Here is a 17200-nt window from a genome sequence, read left to right on the forward strand (position 1 = left end):
TAATAATCCTTATTAAGATGCTTGTTTGAAATGTTTCGCAGCGATGGTTTCCACTGCACTTTCAAAGATGCTTAGTCCTTGGTCTAATTCTGACTCGCTAATCGTAAGTGGGCAGAAGAACTTAACGACTTCGTCGTCAGGGCCAGCTGTCTCAATTACCATTCCGTTTTCGAAACAGTTTTTCGCGATTTCAGATGCCATATCACCGTTGATACACTCAATACCAACCATCATGCCGCGACCTTTTTTCTGCACAAACATTTGTGGGAAGCGACGAACGCAGCGATCAATAACAGCACTTACTTTGTCTGAACACTGCTTGATGTGTGTTTCAAAATCATCATTTGCCCAATAAATTTCTAATGCTTTCGCCGCGGTAATAAATGCATGGTTGTTACCACGGAACGTGCCGTTATGCTCACCTGGCTTCCACTGGTCTAGCTCTGGTTTGAGTAGAACGACGGCCATTGGTAAACCGTAACCACCGATCGATTTCGATAGCGTCACGATATCTGGTTGAATACCTGACGGCTCAAAGCTAAAGAAAGTACCTGTACGTCCGCAGCCTGCTTGAATGTCATCGACAATCACAAGAATGTCGTTGGCTTTACAGATTTTGCTCAAACGTTGTAACCACTCGTTTGAAGCTGCATTTAAACCACCCTCGCCCTGCACAGTTTCAAGAAGTACAGCGGCTGGTTTATCCATACCTGCAGAGTTGTCGTTTAGCATGGTTTCGAACAATGCTAGACCATCAACGCCAGCGTAACCTTCAAATGGAATACGAGTGACGTTACTTAAGCTAGAACCGTTACCTTGTCTGTGATGCTGGTTACCCGTTGCAGCCAGTGCGCCAGCTGTACAACCGTGGAAACCGTTGGTAAATGCAACGACGCTGTCGCGACCTTTTACTTTTTTCGCTAACTTAAGTGCTGCCTCAACGGCGTTAGTACCAGTTGGGCCAGTAAACTGGACTTTGTAGTCCAAGTTTCTTGGTTTAAGGATGTAAGTATCCAACGCTTCAAGAAACGATGCTTTCGCTTCTGAGTGCATATCCAAACCGTGAGTAATACCGTCCATCTCAATGTACTCAAGCAGTGCTTGCTTAAGTACTGGGTTGTTATGGCCGTAATTTAGAGATCCCGCTCCAGCAAGGAAGTCTAAGTATCGTTCACCTTGTTCTGTTTCCAGCCAGCAGCCTTTCGCTTTACGAAAAACGACTGGGAAATTGTTTGAATATGAGCGTACGTTGGATTCCTGCTTTTTGAAAATATCCATGATGAGACCGTTTTTAATTCCTATTGTTTGAGGATTATTTGAGAGGAATGCGATACAAATATTCTGTATCGTGTTTGCCTTTAAAGTGGGCTTCTTCATCCAAAAATGTGCTTACTTGGCCAGAGTTGCCGTTCATCGCATCTAACTTTTTGAACAATGCCCAAGAGGCTTTATTATCTTCCGTGATGGTAGTTTCTACCGATTTAACACCGCCCAATTCCTCTCGGGTGAGAAGTTCTTTCAACATACGGAATGCTAAACCGTGACCTCTAAAGCGAGGTGAGACTGCAACTTGCCAGACAAATAAAACGTCTTGCTCGTCTGGTTTCTGATAACCGGAAATGAAACCTGCGATTTCGCCTTTTTGCTCAACCAAAATACTGGTTTTGCTGAAATGCGTAGACTGTAGGAAATTGCAATAAGATGAGTTCATGTCCAATGGAGGACAGTCTGCAATTAAGCTGTAAATGTCGTCACCATCAGAGATTTTAGGCTCACGAAAAATCCATTTTTTACTTGAGTCTTCTCCAATCTCTGGATAAAGAACCCAAGGTGCTGATGTGATCATGTGGAAATACATATCCTTTGAGGTCTAATTAAATTTCCTTTTTATTATGGGCATTCCTCGCGACTAAAAATCAAATAATCCGCCTTTTTATCGATATTTTTGTGATATAGATCACAATAATATGCCATTTAACCAAATCTTAAAATAGTTCGAGGTCTAATTTATTAAAAAATCACTTAAAGAATAAGTATAAAAAACGAACAGAAAAAACAGTCCTCCATGGTCTTCATTTCTCAGCAAAAATTCAAAAATAAAAAAAAGCGGCATGCTTTCGCATGCCGCTTTATTCAAATATTTAACTGCTGATGTTGGTTATTTCGATTTCTTCTTAGAAACCGCTTTTGGACGAGGTTCATCCATCAGGCCTTTTACTAGGGAAACCGTTGCAACAAGCAGAACAATCGTAAATGGTAGGCCTGTGGTCACGGCCATTGCTTGAGCTGCCGCTAGGCCACCACCAAGCATCAATGCAATCGCAACTAAGCCTTCAAACGTACACCAGAACACGCGTTGAGGCGTTGGCGCATCGACCTTACCGCCCGCAGCAATAGTATCAATAACCAGTGAACCAGAGTCTGAAGAGGTAATGAAGAATACCACCACCAAAATAATACCGACGAAAGATGTAATTTCAGCTAGAGGCATCACATCTAACATGGCAAATAGTTTTAACGGTAATTCCGCGTTGAACACGGCTTCATAACCATCGCTCACGTATTGGCTTATAGCGTTACCACCAAAAGCGGTCATCCATAACACACAAACAGAAGAAGGGATAAGGATAACGCAAATAATGAACTCACGAACTGAACGACCACGAGATACACGCGCAATGAACATACCTACAAATGGTGACCAAGAAATCCACCAAGCCCAGTAGAATGCTGTCCAACCTTGAGAATAGTTTACGTCTTCTCGTCCAAATGGCATTGATAGGGCAGGAATATTAGCCACATATGACACTATATTTTCGAAGAAACCCGTTAAAATCGCGATCGTCGGGCCGACAACAATAACGAAAAGCAGTAAAAGCGCAGCGAGACCCATGTTGATCTCAGATAAGATTTTCACGCCTTTGTCTAGTCCCGCAACAACTGAGATTAAAGCGAGAGCGGTGATGCCAATAATCAATAGTACCTGCGTAGTATTCGTCATTGGAACATCAAATAGGAAGTTCAAACCCGTTGCGGCTTGAGACGCACCGTAACCTAGGGACGTTGCCAGACCAAAAACTGTCGCTACAACAGCAAGAATGTCGATAATGTGACCAGTCCAACCCCATACACGCTCACCAAACAGTGGGTAAAAAATGGATCGCATGGTAAGTGGTAAGCCTTTGTTAAACGAGAAAATCGCCAAACCAAGGGCCAATAGCGCATAGATTGACCACGGATGAAGCGCCCAGTGGTAAATCGTCGCCGCCATGCCTAGTGCAGATGCAGCACTTGCATCGCCTTCTGCACCACCTAGAGGGGCCCAGTCAGTACGAACACCATTCTCAACGTTTACGCCACCAATAGCAGAACTAAAATGAGACATAGGTTCTGATACACCAAAGAACACCAGACCGATACCCATACCTGCTGCAAAGAGCATTGCCAGCCAACCCGCATAGGAATAATCTGGCGTCGCTTCTGTACCGCCGATTCGTACCCGACCTAGCGGTGTAAAAATCAACCCAACACAGACAATGACAAAAATATTACCAGATGCGAGAAAGAACCAATCCAAATGGTGTAACAAACCCGCTCTTAGATCTGCGAAAAACGGCTCTACCTGTTCTCGAAATAATAGTGTTACTACAACAAATAGGATGATTGCTAAACCAGAAATTGCAAAAACACGGTTATGAATATCAAGGCCAAACGGGCCTACTTTTAACGCGACGTTATCCTGACCAATTTGATAGTCAGTGTCTATCGCGTTTACCTTTCCATCGGGGCGTTGAATGCCACCGTTATTATCGGTGCTCACGGATAATCTCCTTAAAAATACGTGACCAAATTTAAATTACTTTCGTCGGAGTTTGAGTGATGAAACCTCCCATCACTACCAAGCACATGTTCAAAAAACATAGTTCTTATAAGCGGTTACTCAGTCCGCCATCATAATCGCAAAGCCCCCTACCTTTCATTGCATTTTATTGTCTTCATCATAAACAACGCTTATTGCCAAATCGAAGAGATTGGCATGCTTCGATTAAAATGATATTGCAACTGTGCTTGAAACAGTTCAGCAGTTGCCAGCGCATCGGTCAAAGCATGATGAGGTTGATAAGCAGGAAGGCGATACCTTTCACGAGCATGCCCCAGCCTGACAGAGCCTGGCTTCTTACCTTTTAACTTATTGAATAGGCCACTGCATTCACGGCGCTGTATCGCGTGTTCAATGTCTAGCGTATCGACAACGGGAAACTGTATCCCCTCCCCAATGCTATTTAGCAACGCGTTATTAAAAAACTGCCTTTCGATATTTTTATAATGAACAAGCACAACTTTGCCTGACAGCGCATCCAATATTTCCCCTAAAATGTGGGTTAATTGGGGCGCGTTTTTGACTTCAGAATCAGTGATGCCATGAATCACAACTGACTCTTCGTTTAACTCACGATTAGGGTTAACAACCCAATGCGCAGAGCCACTACATTGAACACGATCAATAGTAAACGGCACAAGTCCAATCGTGAGAATTGCATCCTCTTCCGCATTCAAACCTGTCGTTTCAAAATCTACCGAGACAAATGGCACTTCCTCAACTGGGGTTTCCCCATTAACCATCGGTGTCGAGTAATAACGTTTGAGCCTCTCGTCTCTTGCTTCTTTCGCGAGCTGTTTGAATAACGTTGACCACTCTGGCGTCCGAGACGTATCCAACAACGGCTGATCTTTTTCTGCATTTTTTGAGAACCACATTATTTGCTACTTCTCTGGTATCGGAACTTGATGAAGTTCTGTGCATTACTAAGGATTTGGAAAGCAGCTTTTAAGTTTCGGCGCTCAAACTCTGACATGTTCTCTGGCTCAATGTTGTTATCTGGTTCATCTCCATTTTCGATATCGAGTGCTTGATGACGAATTCGAACCATGTAGATCAATTCCATTGCATCCCTCAAGTCCATTCCTCGACCTTTAGGTAAAATGCCCGCATCATTGATATCGTCTAAACGGTCGAACGAGTTTTGCGAACGGGAACCAATTGCTAATGAATGTACTCGAATCAAATCTGCCAATGGCGCAGTACCTCTTCTTTTCAAGTTAATAGAATTGCGGTGACGACCATCTTTCTCCATAACAAAATCTTTGAAGAAGCCCAATGGCGGTGTACGACGTATCGCGTTGTAAGCCATACATGCAAGGAAGCGGTTGTTTCTTTTCGCGCGCCTAACAATAAAGCTGCTTAATTGTTCCGCCCACTTCACTCGCCCATGAACACCTAATAAATCAAAAAAGATATTACTGTTTAACAACCTTTCAGGAGTTGGGTTATCTATCCAGTTGCCAAAGCACTCCTCCCACTCCGCTCGGGTTTTTCGCCACTCTGGATTGGTTGCCATAATGTCGCCAGTACAGTAAGCATAGCCGCATGCTGCTAAACCATCACAAACAAATTTGGCAAACTTTTCAAAGTACTCCCCGTGCATCTCAACATCATAACTGTTGTCGAGAATAAGGGCGTTGTCTTGGTCCGTTACAATTAACTGCTCATCCCTGGCCATCGATCCCATAGCGACCAAACAATACGGAATTGGCGCAGGGCCAAGCTCTTGCTCTGCTAATTCAGCCAAACGCTGTTTAAAGCTACTACCAATTACCGACATGGCTCGACCAATCATATGAGCGTTGGCATCTTCATTCACCATTCGTACAAAGCAGTCTTTCACTTGTTCAGAAACTTGCTTGAGATCTTCAACGCTGGTTTGTTGGAAGATGGAGCTAACGAGTAACAAACTGTTTTGAGATTCATAACGGACAATATCCGTCATGCCAATAATTCCTATCGGCTTTTTATCTTTTAAAATAGGGAGATGGTGCACGTTGTAGCGCAACATGGTTAACATGGCTTCAAAGACATAAGCGTTGTAATCCAGAGACACCACGTCATAACTCATGACCTCACTCACTGGGATATTGGTATCAATGCCCTGAGCTAATACGCGAATACATAGATCGCGATCAGTCAATATTCCAAGTAGTTGTTCATCATCTTCTTCTGTGAGTTCTTCTGCTGGGCGAACAATAAGCAAAGAGGTGACATTTTCCTCCGCCATCAGTATCGCGGCTTCTTGAATCGATGCCGTCGCCTCCAACGTTACCGGATCTCTCGCTAAGATCTTACGTGCCTTGGCAGTGGTAAAGTCATTGCTTTCTGAGCGGCTGGATATTGCGCTTCGCAAACGCGCGCTGTCTTCCAGTTCCATATAGTCAGCAAAGTTTTCAAACTCATCACAAAGCTCGTTGAAAATATCCTCCGGAATACAGTAAACCAAGGTGTCTTCTATCGCTTTGGCAGGCATACGCACACGGTTGTTCATTAACAAACCCATCTGTCCAAACAGTCCACCAGCGTCAATCCTGTTATAGAGTTCGCCTTTACGTCGGTAGATCTCCACAGCGCCGCTTCTCACCATATATAAGTCGCGGATCGTGTCTCCAAAATTGAGTATCTCTGTGCCTTGCCGAAAGTATGCAACCTCGGCATTTAGAGCGATCTTTTTTAACTGCTCTTCGGGTAGATCATCGAAAGGTGGGTACTGACTAATGAAGTTGAGCACTTCTAACTGTTCGGCTTCCATCTTTTATTCCATACGTTGCCTAAACTACAGCGATAAATATCACCAAGATTGAAATCAATCAATGAATAAATCTAAGAATAACAACACCTAACCTAGTTCGCAGAATAAAACTCCAACCAAAAATTAGAGCTCTAATGTTTTTAAATGTAGACCTCTAATCTATTTCTCCTTATAGCTATGCAGATGGGCTGAGTTGAAATGTACTAAAAACTTCAAAATAAATTCAAACCAATGTCATGGAAAAGTTAAGCGAAGACAAAACCAATCGTAAATATCTATTTTTGTTAATAAAAACACTATTTAACCACACCACCTTCATTGTTTATTGTATGCACATAAAATCCAATTAACCGAACCCCATTCGTTGAAAGTTGAACTAAAATTAATTAGAGTACAAATCGTTAAACAGTTATAAACACACAAAAAAGGACAGATAACATGGATCCCATACTGGAAGTTAAGGGACTGTATAAAGTGTTTGGAGAAGACCCAGAAAGAGCCTTCTCGCTTATCGAAAAAGGTATCGATAAGGACGGTATTTTTGAACAGACAGGTTTAACAGTCGGCGTAAACGATGTATCTCTCACCATTAACGAAGGTGAAATTTTCGTAATCATGGGGCTTTCTGGTTCGGGAAAATCTACTCTCGTTCGACTCCTAAACCAACTCATTGAGCCAACGAAAGGCAGTGTTTATCTCAAAGGGAAAGATATTGCCCATATCTCTGAAGACGAACTTCGAGACGTTCGTCGCAACAATATCTCAATGGTTTTCCAAAGTTTCGCGCTTATGCCTCACATGACGGTGATCGAAAACGCTGCATTCGGTTTAGAACTTGCTGGCATTGATGTTAATGAACGTCAGAAAAGTGCCCTTTCCGCCTTGGAAAGAGTTGGCTTAGACCCTTATGCAGAATCTTTCCCTGACGAGTTATCCGGTGGTATGAAACAGCGCGTGGGTTTAGCAAGGGCATTGGCTTGTGACCCAGACATTCTATTAATGGACGAGGCGTTTTCCGCTTTAGACCCATTAATCCGTTCTGAGATGCAGGATGAGCTTATTCGTCTACAAAACGATGACAAACGCACAATTGTCTTCATATCTCATGATTTGGACGAAGCAATGCGTATTGGTGATCGTATCGCCATCATGCAAAACGGTGAGGTTGTTCAGGTTGGCACACCTGATGAAATATTGCACAGTCCAGCAAATGATTATGTCGAAGCGTTTTTCCGCGGCGTAAACATCGCAAGTGTCTTGACAGCAAAAGATATCGCTCGAAAGAAGCCAGCCGCCGTCTTTAAGAAATCGGAAAATGATGGCCCAGGCTCCGCGATGCAGATTCTGATGGATCATGACCGTGATTACGGCATTGTCGTCGATAAATCTAGCCGATATTCCGGCATCGTGTCTCTTGACTCACTACGTTTGGCTCACAAAGAAAACCGCTCTCTAGCCAGTGCTCAATTGACGGATGAAGTCACTCTTCAGCCAGAGCAGTCAATCAATGACATTTTGGGGCTAGTTGCAGGCGTTCCTTATGCCGTACCTGTCGTTGATGAGCAAGGTACTTACTTTGGTGTCGTGACTAAATCACGTCTTCTACAAACACTAGATAAGGATTAACACGATGTCTTCAGAGCAAACTAACAATGATCCCTGGTCGAATACCGCTCCTGCACAAGATGATCCTTGGTCACAAGGTGTAGGTGCTGACGCTGCCCCAAGTAATGACTGGTTAAGCTCAGAAACTGTAGAGCAAGCGCCATTCGACATTATGAACCCATTCCAAGATGCGGTTCTACCACTTGATAGCTGGGTAGAATCGGGATTGAACTGGTTGGTGGAACATGGTCGCCCTGTTTTCCAAGCAATTCGAGTTCCAATCGACTTTATTCTTACCTCGTTTGAAACTGCTTTGGTGTCCACACCTGCGCCCATCATGGTACTCATTTTATTTTTGCTGGCGTGGCAGTTTTCCAATGTAAAACTCGGTTTTTCAACACTTGTATCCCTTGTTTTTATCGGCCTAATTGGTGCGTGGTCACAGGCGATGACAACGCTCGCACTGGTTTTAACCGCCGTCTTCTTCTGTTTGCTTATCGGGCTACCGATGGGGATATGGTTGGCGAGAAGCCAAACCGCAGCCAAATTTGTTAGACCAATACTCGATGCAATGCAAACGACCCCCGCGTTCGTTTATCTAGTGCCAATCGTTATGCTATTCGGTATTGGTAACGTTCCTGGAGTTGTAGTAACCATCATTTTCGCACTGCCTCCCGTTGTGCGCCTGACTATTTTAGGGATTCAGCAAGTACCTGAAGAGCTGATCGAAGCGGGCCACTCTTTCGGGGCAAACAAAAAACAGATGCTTTACCGCATCCAATTGCCATTGGCGTTACCAACGATTATGGCAGGGGTAAACCAAACCTTGATGCTTTCACTTTCTATGGTAGTGATCGCTTCAATGATTGCGGTTGGCGGCTTGGGCCAAATGGTACTCCGTGGTATCGGCCGACTTGATATGGGTCTTGCTGCAGTCGGTGGCTTAGGCATCGTAATTCTTGCCATTTTATTAGACCGTATTACCCAAGTATTAGGGGTTAATGCGGGTAACACCAAGCTTCGCTGGTATCACACAGGTCCTGTTTCATACCTATTAAAACTGAAAACAAAGACGAACCAAGACGATCTAAAACTTAGGAGAAACATCAATGAATAATTCATGGAAGAAAGCGCTCTCTGTTGGAGCTCTAAGTACTATCGCATTTTCAACTTATGGTGTGGCAAGCGAACTACCGGGTGAAGGTGTGACTGTTCAGCCAGTTCAATCAACCGTTGCAGAGGAAACGTTTCAAACATTGATCGTAAACCGTGCACTTGAAGAGCTTGGTTACGATGTAAAACCAACTAAAGAAGTGGATTACAACGTAGGCTATACCTCTATTGCTAAAGGCGACGCTACTTTCTTAGCAGTAGGTTGGTTCCCTCTTCACGCCGATAAGTACACAATGTCTGGCGGTGATGATAAGTTTTTCCGCAAAGGTCAATATGTAAGTGGTGCTGCGCAAGGTTACTTGATCGATAAAAAAACCGCTGAAAAATATGGCATCACAAATATTGGTCAATTAAAAGATCCAAAACTGGCGAAACTTTTCGATGCCAACGGTGACGGTAAAGCGGACTTAACAGGTTGTAACCCAGGTTGGGGTTGTGAAATGGTCGTTGAGCATCAGTTGGATGCATTCAAGCTTCGTGACACAGTAACGCACAACCAAGGTAACTACGCTGCGATTATCGCTGACACGATTTCTCGTTACAAAAAAGGCGATCCGATTCTTTACTACACTTGGACACCTTACTGGGTAAGTGGCGTCTTAGTTCCGGGTAAAGATGTTGTTTGGTTAGAAGTGCCATTCTCTTCACTTCCTGGTGAGCGTAAGGACATCGACACCACACTAGAGAACGGTAAGAACTACGGCTTCGAGATGAACTCTATGCGCATCGTTGCGAACAAAGAGTTTACTGAAAAGAACCCAGCAGCAGCGAAGCTGTTTGAAATCATCAAGCTAAACATCAATGATGTTAGTGCGCAGAATATGATGATGAGCCAAGGTAAGAACAGCTCAGCAGACATCGAGTCTCATGTAAATGGCTGGATTAAAGCGAACCAGAAAAAGTTCGACGCATGGGTAGACGAAGCTAAAAAAGCAGCCATGTAATCGGCACGACCATTAAAATACGTGACACCTAACTTTAGAGCCAACCGATCACATCGGTTGGCTCTAATTTTATTCACCGTAGTAAAAAGGATTGCAACAATATGGAGCCCTGCTCCCAAGTATTTTCTTAAAGTTTCTACTTAATTTCATTCCTTAAGAGTTTCTTAAGTTTCGCGTTTTATTTTGTTGATAACCAATCAAACAAAGGAAGCGCTCATGAAACACCATGCACAAATTTCTGCAGATGGCTTTACTTTAGACATCGTCTATCCAATGCATCCGCTTTGGAGCCAAGTTATCGAGCATGTTTCTCAGCGTTATCAAGAAGCATTCTTTGCCGAGCTCAAACAGTTTATGCCGGCGTATTTAACCCTCATTGACGGCGGTCAAATTATTTCCGTATGCGGCTTTCGCATCGCCGAAGATGAACCTTTGTTCCTTGAACAGTATTTAGAAGACGACGCCCAAAAGCTGGTTTCTAACGTATTTAACTGCGACGTAAAACGTTCGAACTTAGTGGAGTTTGGTCACTTGGCATCTTTCGCTAAGGGCATGTCATCTCTGCACTTCTACCTGATCGCAGAAATGCTGGTCAATCTCGGTTTTGAATGGTGCATCTTCACCGCGACAGATCCACTTCACGCCATGATGGCGCGCCTAGGATTGGAGCCTCATATCATCGCGCAGGCCGATCAAAACAAAGTCCCCGATGCCGAGTCCACTTGGGGGGCGTACTACGAACATCAACCGCGTGTGTTAGCTGGCAATTTGCAAAAAGGACTCGAACGTCTTCGATTAGTCCAAGAAAGAAAACGCAAACAAGCCTAGATAGAAAAGTAAACGTCGTTAAAACCGCAAACACAACCAGAACAACTTGGTTAAACACCACGCCAGAATATAGGTGACGTATGAATATTCTCCTGGATGCCATTACAAAATGGGCAAAAACGACACCAGATCGAGTAGCACTTGTCGGCTACGAAGCGAATCAAACGGTTGAACTGACTTACTCTGAATTGTTAAACAAGATCGAACTCGTTGCCGCCGAGCTTATTGCACAGAACATCAAAGCACTCGCGCTACGCGCAGAAAACAGCATCGATTGGGCCATTGTTGATTTGGCGGCGATGGCGGTAGACATAGTCGTTGTACCTATTCCGACTTTTTTCTCTGATGCACAAGTTGAACACACATTAGAGCAATCAGGCGTCGATGCTTTAGTCGGCGATTGGCAAGCATGGTTGGCTTCTCATCCTAAGCAAAGCTTTAACCAGCAAGACCATTCGTTTTCCATTGCAAATTTGCCTTTGCTGCGTCGTAACCAGTTGGGAGATGAAGATACACAGGTAGCTTATCTACCAGAAACCGGAAAAATCACATTTACGTCTGGCTCGACTGGTCAGCCTAAAGGCGTGTGTTTAAGCAATGATCATTTGTGTTTGGTGGCGAAATCGCTCGCCGACGCAGTAAACAGCGCGGCGCACTCACACTTAGTGCTGCTTCCGTTATCGACGCTTCTCGAGAACATAACCGGCGTTTATGTTCCACTCATGTTGGGCGTGACGTCATATATTTTACCCGGAGAGCAAACCGGCCTACTCGGTTCGAGCCAATTCGAACCGGGTTTGTTTGCACAAGCATTAGCGACCATCAAACCAGAAAGCTTAGTGCTAACACCGGCTTTATTGCTTGCGCTCATTCAGATCGCGAAACAACAGCCCTCTCTTGTGGATTCTCTAAAATTTGTCGCCGTTGGCGGCGCAAGAGTGTCGTCGCAACTGATTAACACCGCGCATGCGCTGAACATCCCTGCGTTTGAAGGTTATGGCTTGTCTGAATGTGGCTCCGTCGTTTGTTTGAATATACCAGCCGCATTTAAAGCAGGAACGTGTGGCAAACCACTTCCCCACGCTCAGATTCGTATCGCGGAAGATGGTGAACTGCTCGTCAAAGGCAACGTTGCTCTTGGTTATTTGAATGAGCCGTTTACTCAAGAATGGTTAGCAACTGGCGACTTAGCCCAAATCGACGCGCAAGGTTTTGTCACTTTCTCGGGGCGCAAGAAGAACCTTATCGTCACCGCGTATGGCAGAAATGTCTCACCGGAATGGATTGAATCAGAAGCGTTGGCGTTTTTGCCGATGACGCCACTAATCGTTACGGGCGATAGCCAACAAACATTATGCGCTGTCATTGCCAATAGCGAAGACGTCGAAGCAAAGGTTCATACATTAAACCAAACCCTACCCGATTACGCTCAAATCCGAACCTTGTTGCTACTTGACAACCCACGAGCCATCTCTGGTTGGTACACGGATAACGGCAAGCTCAAACGAAATCAAATCGAACATGATGTGGCTCAGTTATTCGCGAGCACAACGCCTGAATTAACGCTGCAAGCGCAAAAGATCCAACGCATCGATTTGCCCTTCCAGCAACACATTACGTCTTTCCAAACTGCATCTTAGTTAACGGCTTCTTAAGGAGAAGGTTATGACTTTATTTTTCGAACAACTCAAACAAAGCACTGCCGCTGCTCAACAAGCAATGTTAACTGCGCCAGTCATCGCAGACGTTCAACAAGGCAACATTTCCAAAGATATGTATATCGCCTTTCTAACCCAAGCTTACCATCACGTTAAGCACACTGTTCCCTTGCTGATGGCGTGTGGAGGCCGACTATCTGGCGAATACGAATGGGTACGAGATGCCATTGCCGAGTACATCGAGGAAGAGAAAGGCCATCAAGAATGGATTTTAAATGACATCAAAGCGTGCGGCGGCGATGCCGAAGCAGTGCGCAACAACAAAGATGTAGGTCAAGTAGGTGCACCGATTGAACTGATGGTTTCCTACCTTTACCACAACATTGACCGCCACAACCCACTCGCGCTGTTTGGCATGGTGTGGGTATTAGAAGGCACCAGCGTCGGTATTGGTGGCCAAATGGCAGAAAAAATCCAGTCAACGTTAAGCCTACCGCCTTCAGCAATGACTTACCTAATTTCACACAGCGTGTTAGACCAAGATCATCTGAAATTTTTTGAATCACTGATGAACAAAATCACCAAAGTGGAAGATCAACAAGTCATCATCGACTCTGCAAAAATGGTGTTTGCACTGTACGGACAAATGCTGCGCTCTTTGCCTTCTTTCTCAAACCAACAAGCGGCGTGAGGTGAAGCATGATCATTAACAACAGCACCATTCTCCTGACAGGCGCAACGGGCGGAATTGGGCAATCCATCGCGCAAGAGTTGGCAAAACGCGGAGCCAGCCTCATTCTTGTTGGGCGAAACGAAGAGAGCTTGCAAACACTACAGCGTGAACTGCCAAATCCAGAACGTCATGACGTAGTCGTTGGAGACATCACCTCATCAGAAGGATTAACAGCGATTAAAGATCGAGCGCGTCAACATCAAAAAGTGGACGCACTGATTAACAATGCGGGCAGCAACGATTTCTCGTTGTTAAGCCACAAACGACCAACGCAGATTGCAGACGAAATCCAACTCAATCTCGTTGCGCCGATGCTGCTGTGCCAATCCGCGTTAACGTGGTTAAAGCAGCCTGGGGTGATTCTCAATATAGGTTCCACATTCGGCTCAATTGGCTACCCAGGCTATACCTCCTATTGCGCGGCAAAAGCGGGGTTGCACCGCTTTACCGAATCGCTCGACAGAGAGCTGTTCGCAACCGGAATCCGTGCGCTGTATTTGGCACCAAGGGCGACAGAAACCTCACTCAATAGTGATGCCGTCAATGAAATGAATCGACAACTGGGTAATAAAACGGACTCACCGCAAGTTGTAGCCGATCACGTTGTCACCATGTTGGAAAAAGAAATTTCCGCGAAATGGATTGGTTGGCCAGAAAAGCTTTTTGCGCGCATCAATCAACTGCTTCCAAGCGTGGTTTCTTCTGCGATTCGTAAGCAGCAAGAAACCATTCACCAATACGTAAACCGAGTCAGTCACTGAAGAGGACATAGACGATGAATACCAAACAACTATTTTGCGCTTTGACGGTTTGTTCAACGTTAGCTTCGACCGCTGCGTTGGCAAGTAATACTCCACTGCAACAGGTTCAAAAGAAATGGGCGGAATGTCAGTACAGCACACCCGATGGAGACGAAAAGGAACAATGCTTCCATCGCGCGATTGCCAAAACCAGTATTTATCTCGACAGAGAACCGGGCAATCCCGAACTCACTGTTTGGCTGGCAATCAATAAAGCATCGCTGGCTGGTGCTCAAGGTGGCTTGGGTGCACTATCACTCGCCAAAGAAGCCAAATCTTTACTCGAAGGAGTAATCGCAACTTCACCGCAAGCGCTTGATGGATCTGCATACACCACTTTAGGTTCTTTGTATTACAAAGTTCCGGGGTGGCCAATTGGCTTTGGTGATGACGATAAAGCCGAAGAAATGTTGAAAAAAGCGTTAGAGATCAATCCAAAAGGCATCGATCCGAACTATTTTTATGGAGACTTCCTTGCAGAAGAAGGTCGAGACAAGGAAGCGAAAGTGTATTTGACTCGCGCAATGCAGGCGTCACCTCGCCCTGACCGACCTTTGGCGGATAAAGGTCGAAAACTGGAAATTAAAGCGACTCTTGGGAGTTTGAAATAATCCATGCGCTTATTACTCGTAGAAGATGACAAACTACTCGGTCAATCCATGGTGACTTCATTAAGTCGCCATGGGTACACCGTGGATTGGGTGGAAAAAGGGTCTGGCGTGACTAGCGCACTCAAAACAGAAGCGTTCACTGCAGTGATTTTGGATCTCACTCTCCCCGATATCGATGGATTGGAAGTTCTGCGTAATATTCGCAAAGGCGGATTTAAGCTCCCAGTGATGATACTTACCGCACGAGACGACATTCGCGATCGCGTTCAAGGCCTCGACGGCGGCGCAGATGACTACCTCGGAAAACCGTTTGCACTCGAAGAGTTGCTCGCTCGCTTGCGTGTGTTGATTCGCCGTCAATCCGGTAGTGCAGAAGAAATCATTCAAGTTGGACAGTTATCTTTATCCTTATCGGAACAAAGCATTCGCTACGATGACGAGCCGCTTAAACTCACACGCAATGAATTTAAAATCCTCACCAGTTTGATGACGAACGCCGGACGCGTGCAAAGTAAGGAGCAATTGCAACAATCACTGCACGGCTGGGATGACGGTTCAAGCGACAACGCTATCGAAGTTCATATTCACAATTTGCGTAAAAAAGCGCCCAAAGTGGTCATTAAAAATATTCGCGGTGTGGGGTACATTCTTGAAAGATAAGAAATCGTACTCGATCAAACGTCAGTTAACTCTATCAGTAGGCGTGTTGGTAAGTGTTCTCTTACTCATCTCACTTTATTTCAGTTTCCAATCTGCGAAGCACGAGGTCGAAGAAGTTTATGACGCTAGGCTTGGACAATCCGCAAAATTAATGTTGCTGACGCTCTCAATTTCAACGGAAGAGAGGACTCTCGCTAACCATCGAGAATTATTTAATGAGTGGATGGAAAACATTGAGTCAATGTCAAAGTCTGACGATGACTATGTCACAACGTTCGGCCACCCTTATGAACAAAACTTGGTTTTTCAATTCTATCGAGACAACACACTGCTCTGGAGCTCTGATCAAACCTTACACGCACTCTCTACGTCCTTTGATAATAACGGCTACGCTGATATCGTAAAAGACGGTACACAATGGCGTACATTTCAGATTTCACTGCCACAAACAAAACATGATAATGAATACGTCGTGGTTGCAGAAAAATACAAGATACGTAAAGAGATCATCCACGAAATTGCCCTATCCACATCAATAGAACAATTGCTGACACTACCAACTTTGTTGCTTTTGCTGTTTTGGTTGATCGATAAACATTTCCGACCGATTAACGACCTGCGCACCGCCATCACACAAAGAAACGTACACCGATTAGATCGCATTCATGTAAAAGACAACACCGTTGAACTCGCACCACTTGTCGATTCGCTCAACTCTCTCCTCTCGGAACTAGAGTTAGCCTGGCAAAGAGAGAAACGCTTTACACGTGCTGCAGCGCATGAACTAAAAACCCCACTAACAATCCTTCGTCTTAACGTAGAAAATGCACTTGAAAGTAATGATCCGGAGCAACTGAGAGGAGATTTACACAACATTTTGCAAGGCATTGAACGCACTGACCGCCTTATCCATCAGCTACTGACTTTAGCTAAAGTAGATAGCTTATCAGAACGTGTATTCGACACCGTTGAGCTAACCCCTTTGTTGCAAACCGTTGTTGCTGATTTGGCACCGTTAGCATTGAAGCATAAGCAAGACATCAGTTTATCATCTTCCAACATCGCTATATCCGGTGATCGAATGTTGTTAGAGGTGTTATTTCGTAACCTCGTCGATAATGCGATTCGTTACTCCGGCGAGCACAGTGACATACAAGTCAGCGTCACTGAGAACAATAATACAATCAAAGTCTTAATTTCCGATACTGGCCCAGAAATCCCGAAAGAAACTCGTGAAAGAATCTTCGAACAGTTTTATCGGGGTCATTCTGAACATGGCGACGGTGCAGGTTTAGGGATGTCAATTTGCAAAGACATTACAGCACTACACCGTGCAACACTTGAGCTCATTCCCAGAGAAAATAGTAGGAATACGTTTGTCGTCACTTTCCCAAAGTGCTAACAAAAGCGATACAGACCATAACCTGTTTAATTTATGTTCCAGCCGAACATGAGCTTCATTCCACACTTACATAGACATACCAACACTTACACTACTCGACCATAAACCCACATTATAATTCACGTTTATTTCACGCTTGCTTTGTTAA

General features: G+C 44.6%; 15 protein-coding genes. 10 read left to right on the forward strand and 5 right to left on the reverse strand.

All coding sequences use genetic code 11. The annotated features are described in order from the left end of the window. Positions 1-12: 12 nt before the first annotated feature. The 5 genes from ectB to F7Y48_RS00755 form a co-directional block, all read right to left on the reverse strand. On the reverse strand, positions 13-1278 hold the full coding sequence (gene ectB, locus F7Y48_RS00735; RefSeq protein WP_005393371.1) for a diaminobutyrate--2-oxoglutarate transaminase: 1266 nt from the start codon (positions 1276-1278) through the stop codon (positions 13-15). A gap of 34 nt (positions 1279-1312) precedes the next feature. Continuing rightward, positions 1313-1846, reverse strand: a complete 534-nt coding sequence (ectA, locus tag F7Y48_RS00740; RefSeq protein WP_005393379.1) for a diaminobutyrate acetyltransferase — start codon at positions 1844-1846, stop codon at positions 1313-1315. A 312-nt stretch (positions 1847-2158) separates the two neighbouring features. Next, a complete protein-coding gene (locus F7Y48_RS00745; RefSeq protein ID WP_005393381.1) occupies positions 2159-3820 on the reverse strand; it encodes a BCCT family transporter in 1662 nt (553 codons plus the stop codon). 191 nt (positions 3821-4011) lie between these two features. Then, positions 4012-4758, reverse strand: a complete 747-nt coding sequence (locus F7Y48_RS00750) for a 3'-5' exonuclease (RefSeq protein WP_258507895.1) — start codon at positions 4756-4758, stop codon at positions 4012-4014. After that, the gene (locus tag F7Y48_RS00755; protein WP_006741594.1) at positions 4758-6638 is read right to left on the reverse strand and encodes a DUF294 nucleotidyltransferase-like domain-containing protein; all 1881 of its coding nucleotides are present in this window, start codon (positions 6636-6638) and stop codon (positions 4758-4760) included. Before F7Y48_RS00755 ends, F7Y48_RS00750 begins: the two co-directional genes overlap by 1 nt. A 438-nt stretch (positions 6639-7076) precedes the next feature. Here F7Y48_RS00755 and proV point away from each other — a divergent pair, with 438 nt between their 5' ends. The 10 genes from proV (at position 7077) to F7Y48_RS00805 (ending at position 17052) form a co-directional block, all read left to right on the forward strand. Continuing rightward, complete coding sequence (gene proV / locus F7Y48_RS00760; RefSeq protein ID WP_258507897.1) at positions 7077-8264, forward strand: glycine betaine/L-proline ABC transporter ATP-binding protein ProV; 1188 nt, start codon at positions 7077-7079, stop codon at positions 8262-8264. 4 nt (positions 8265-8268) lie between these two features. After that, positions 8269-9360 carry a glycine betaine/L-proline ABC transporter permease ProW gene (gene proW, locus F7Y48_RS00765; protein ID WP_005393390.1) on the forward strand — a complete coding sequence of 364 codons (1092 nt, stop codon included), beginning with the start codon at positions 8269-8271 and terminating at the stop codon, positions 9358-9360. Further along, complete coding sequence (gene proX, locus F7Y48_RS00770; RefSeq protein WP_005393392.1) at positions 9353-10360, forward strand: glycine betaine/L-proline ABC transporter substrate-binding protein ProX; 1008 nt, start codon at positions 9353-9355, stop codon at positions 10358-10360. The genes proW and proX overlap by 8 nt, the downstream gene beginning before the upstream one ends. 216 nt (positions 10361-10576) lie before the next feature. Then, a complete protein-coding gene (locus F7Y48_RS00775; RefSeq protein WP_104971637.1) occupies positions 10577-11188 on the forward strand; it encodes a thermostable hemolysin in 612 nt (203 codons plus the stop codon). An 80-nt stretch (positions 11189-11268) separates the two neighbouring features. Next, entirely contained in the window at positions 11269-12828 is a 1560-nt protein-coding gene (locus F7Y48_RS00780) for an AMP-binding protein (protein ID WP_258507901.1), read from the forward strand. Between the two features lie 25 nt (positions 12829-12853). Then, positions 12854-13537 (forward strand): TenA family transcriptional regulator, encoded by a 684-nt coding sequence (locus F7Y48_RS00785; protein ID WP_258507903.1) that lies wholly within the window; start codon positions 12854-12856, stop codon positions 13535-13537. A gap of 8 nt (positions 13538-13545) precedes the next feature. Continuing rightward, positions 13546-14340, forward strand: coding sequence for an SDR family oxidoreductase (locus tag F7Y48_RS00790; RefSeq protein ID WP_258507904.1), 795 nt, complete (start codon positions 13546-13548; stop codon positions 14338-14340). A 14-nt stretch (positions 14341-14354) separates the two neighbouring features. After that, on the forward strand, positions 14355-14990 hold the full coding sequence (locus F7Y48_RS00795; RefSeq protein ID WP_258507905.1) for a tetratricopeptide repeat protein: 636 nt from the start codon (positions 14355-14357) through the stop codon (positions 14988-14990). 3 nt (positions 14991-14993) lie between these two features. Next, a complete protein-coding gene (locus F7Y48_RS00800) occupies positions 14994-15650 on the forward strand; it encodes a response regulator (protein ID WP_316679696.1) in 657 nt (218 codons plus the stop codon). After that, entirely contained in the window at positions 15640-17052 is a 1413-nt protein-coding gene (locus F7Y48_RS00805) for a sensor histidine kinase (RefSeq protein ID WP_258507907.1), read from the forward strand. Before F7Y48_RS00800 ends, F7Y48_RS00805 begins: the two co-directional genes overlap by 11 nt. The last annotated feature ends 148 nt before the right edge of the window (positions 17053-17200 follow it).

Origin of the sequence: Vibrio sp. 2-1-2a, assembly GCF_032648565.1 — a bacterium.
Taxonomy (GTDB): domain Bacteria; phylum Pseudomonadota; class Gammaproteobacteria; order Enterobacterales; family Vibrionaceae; genus Vibrio; species Vibrio diabolicus.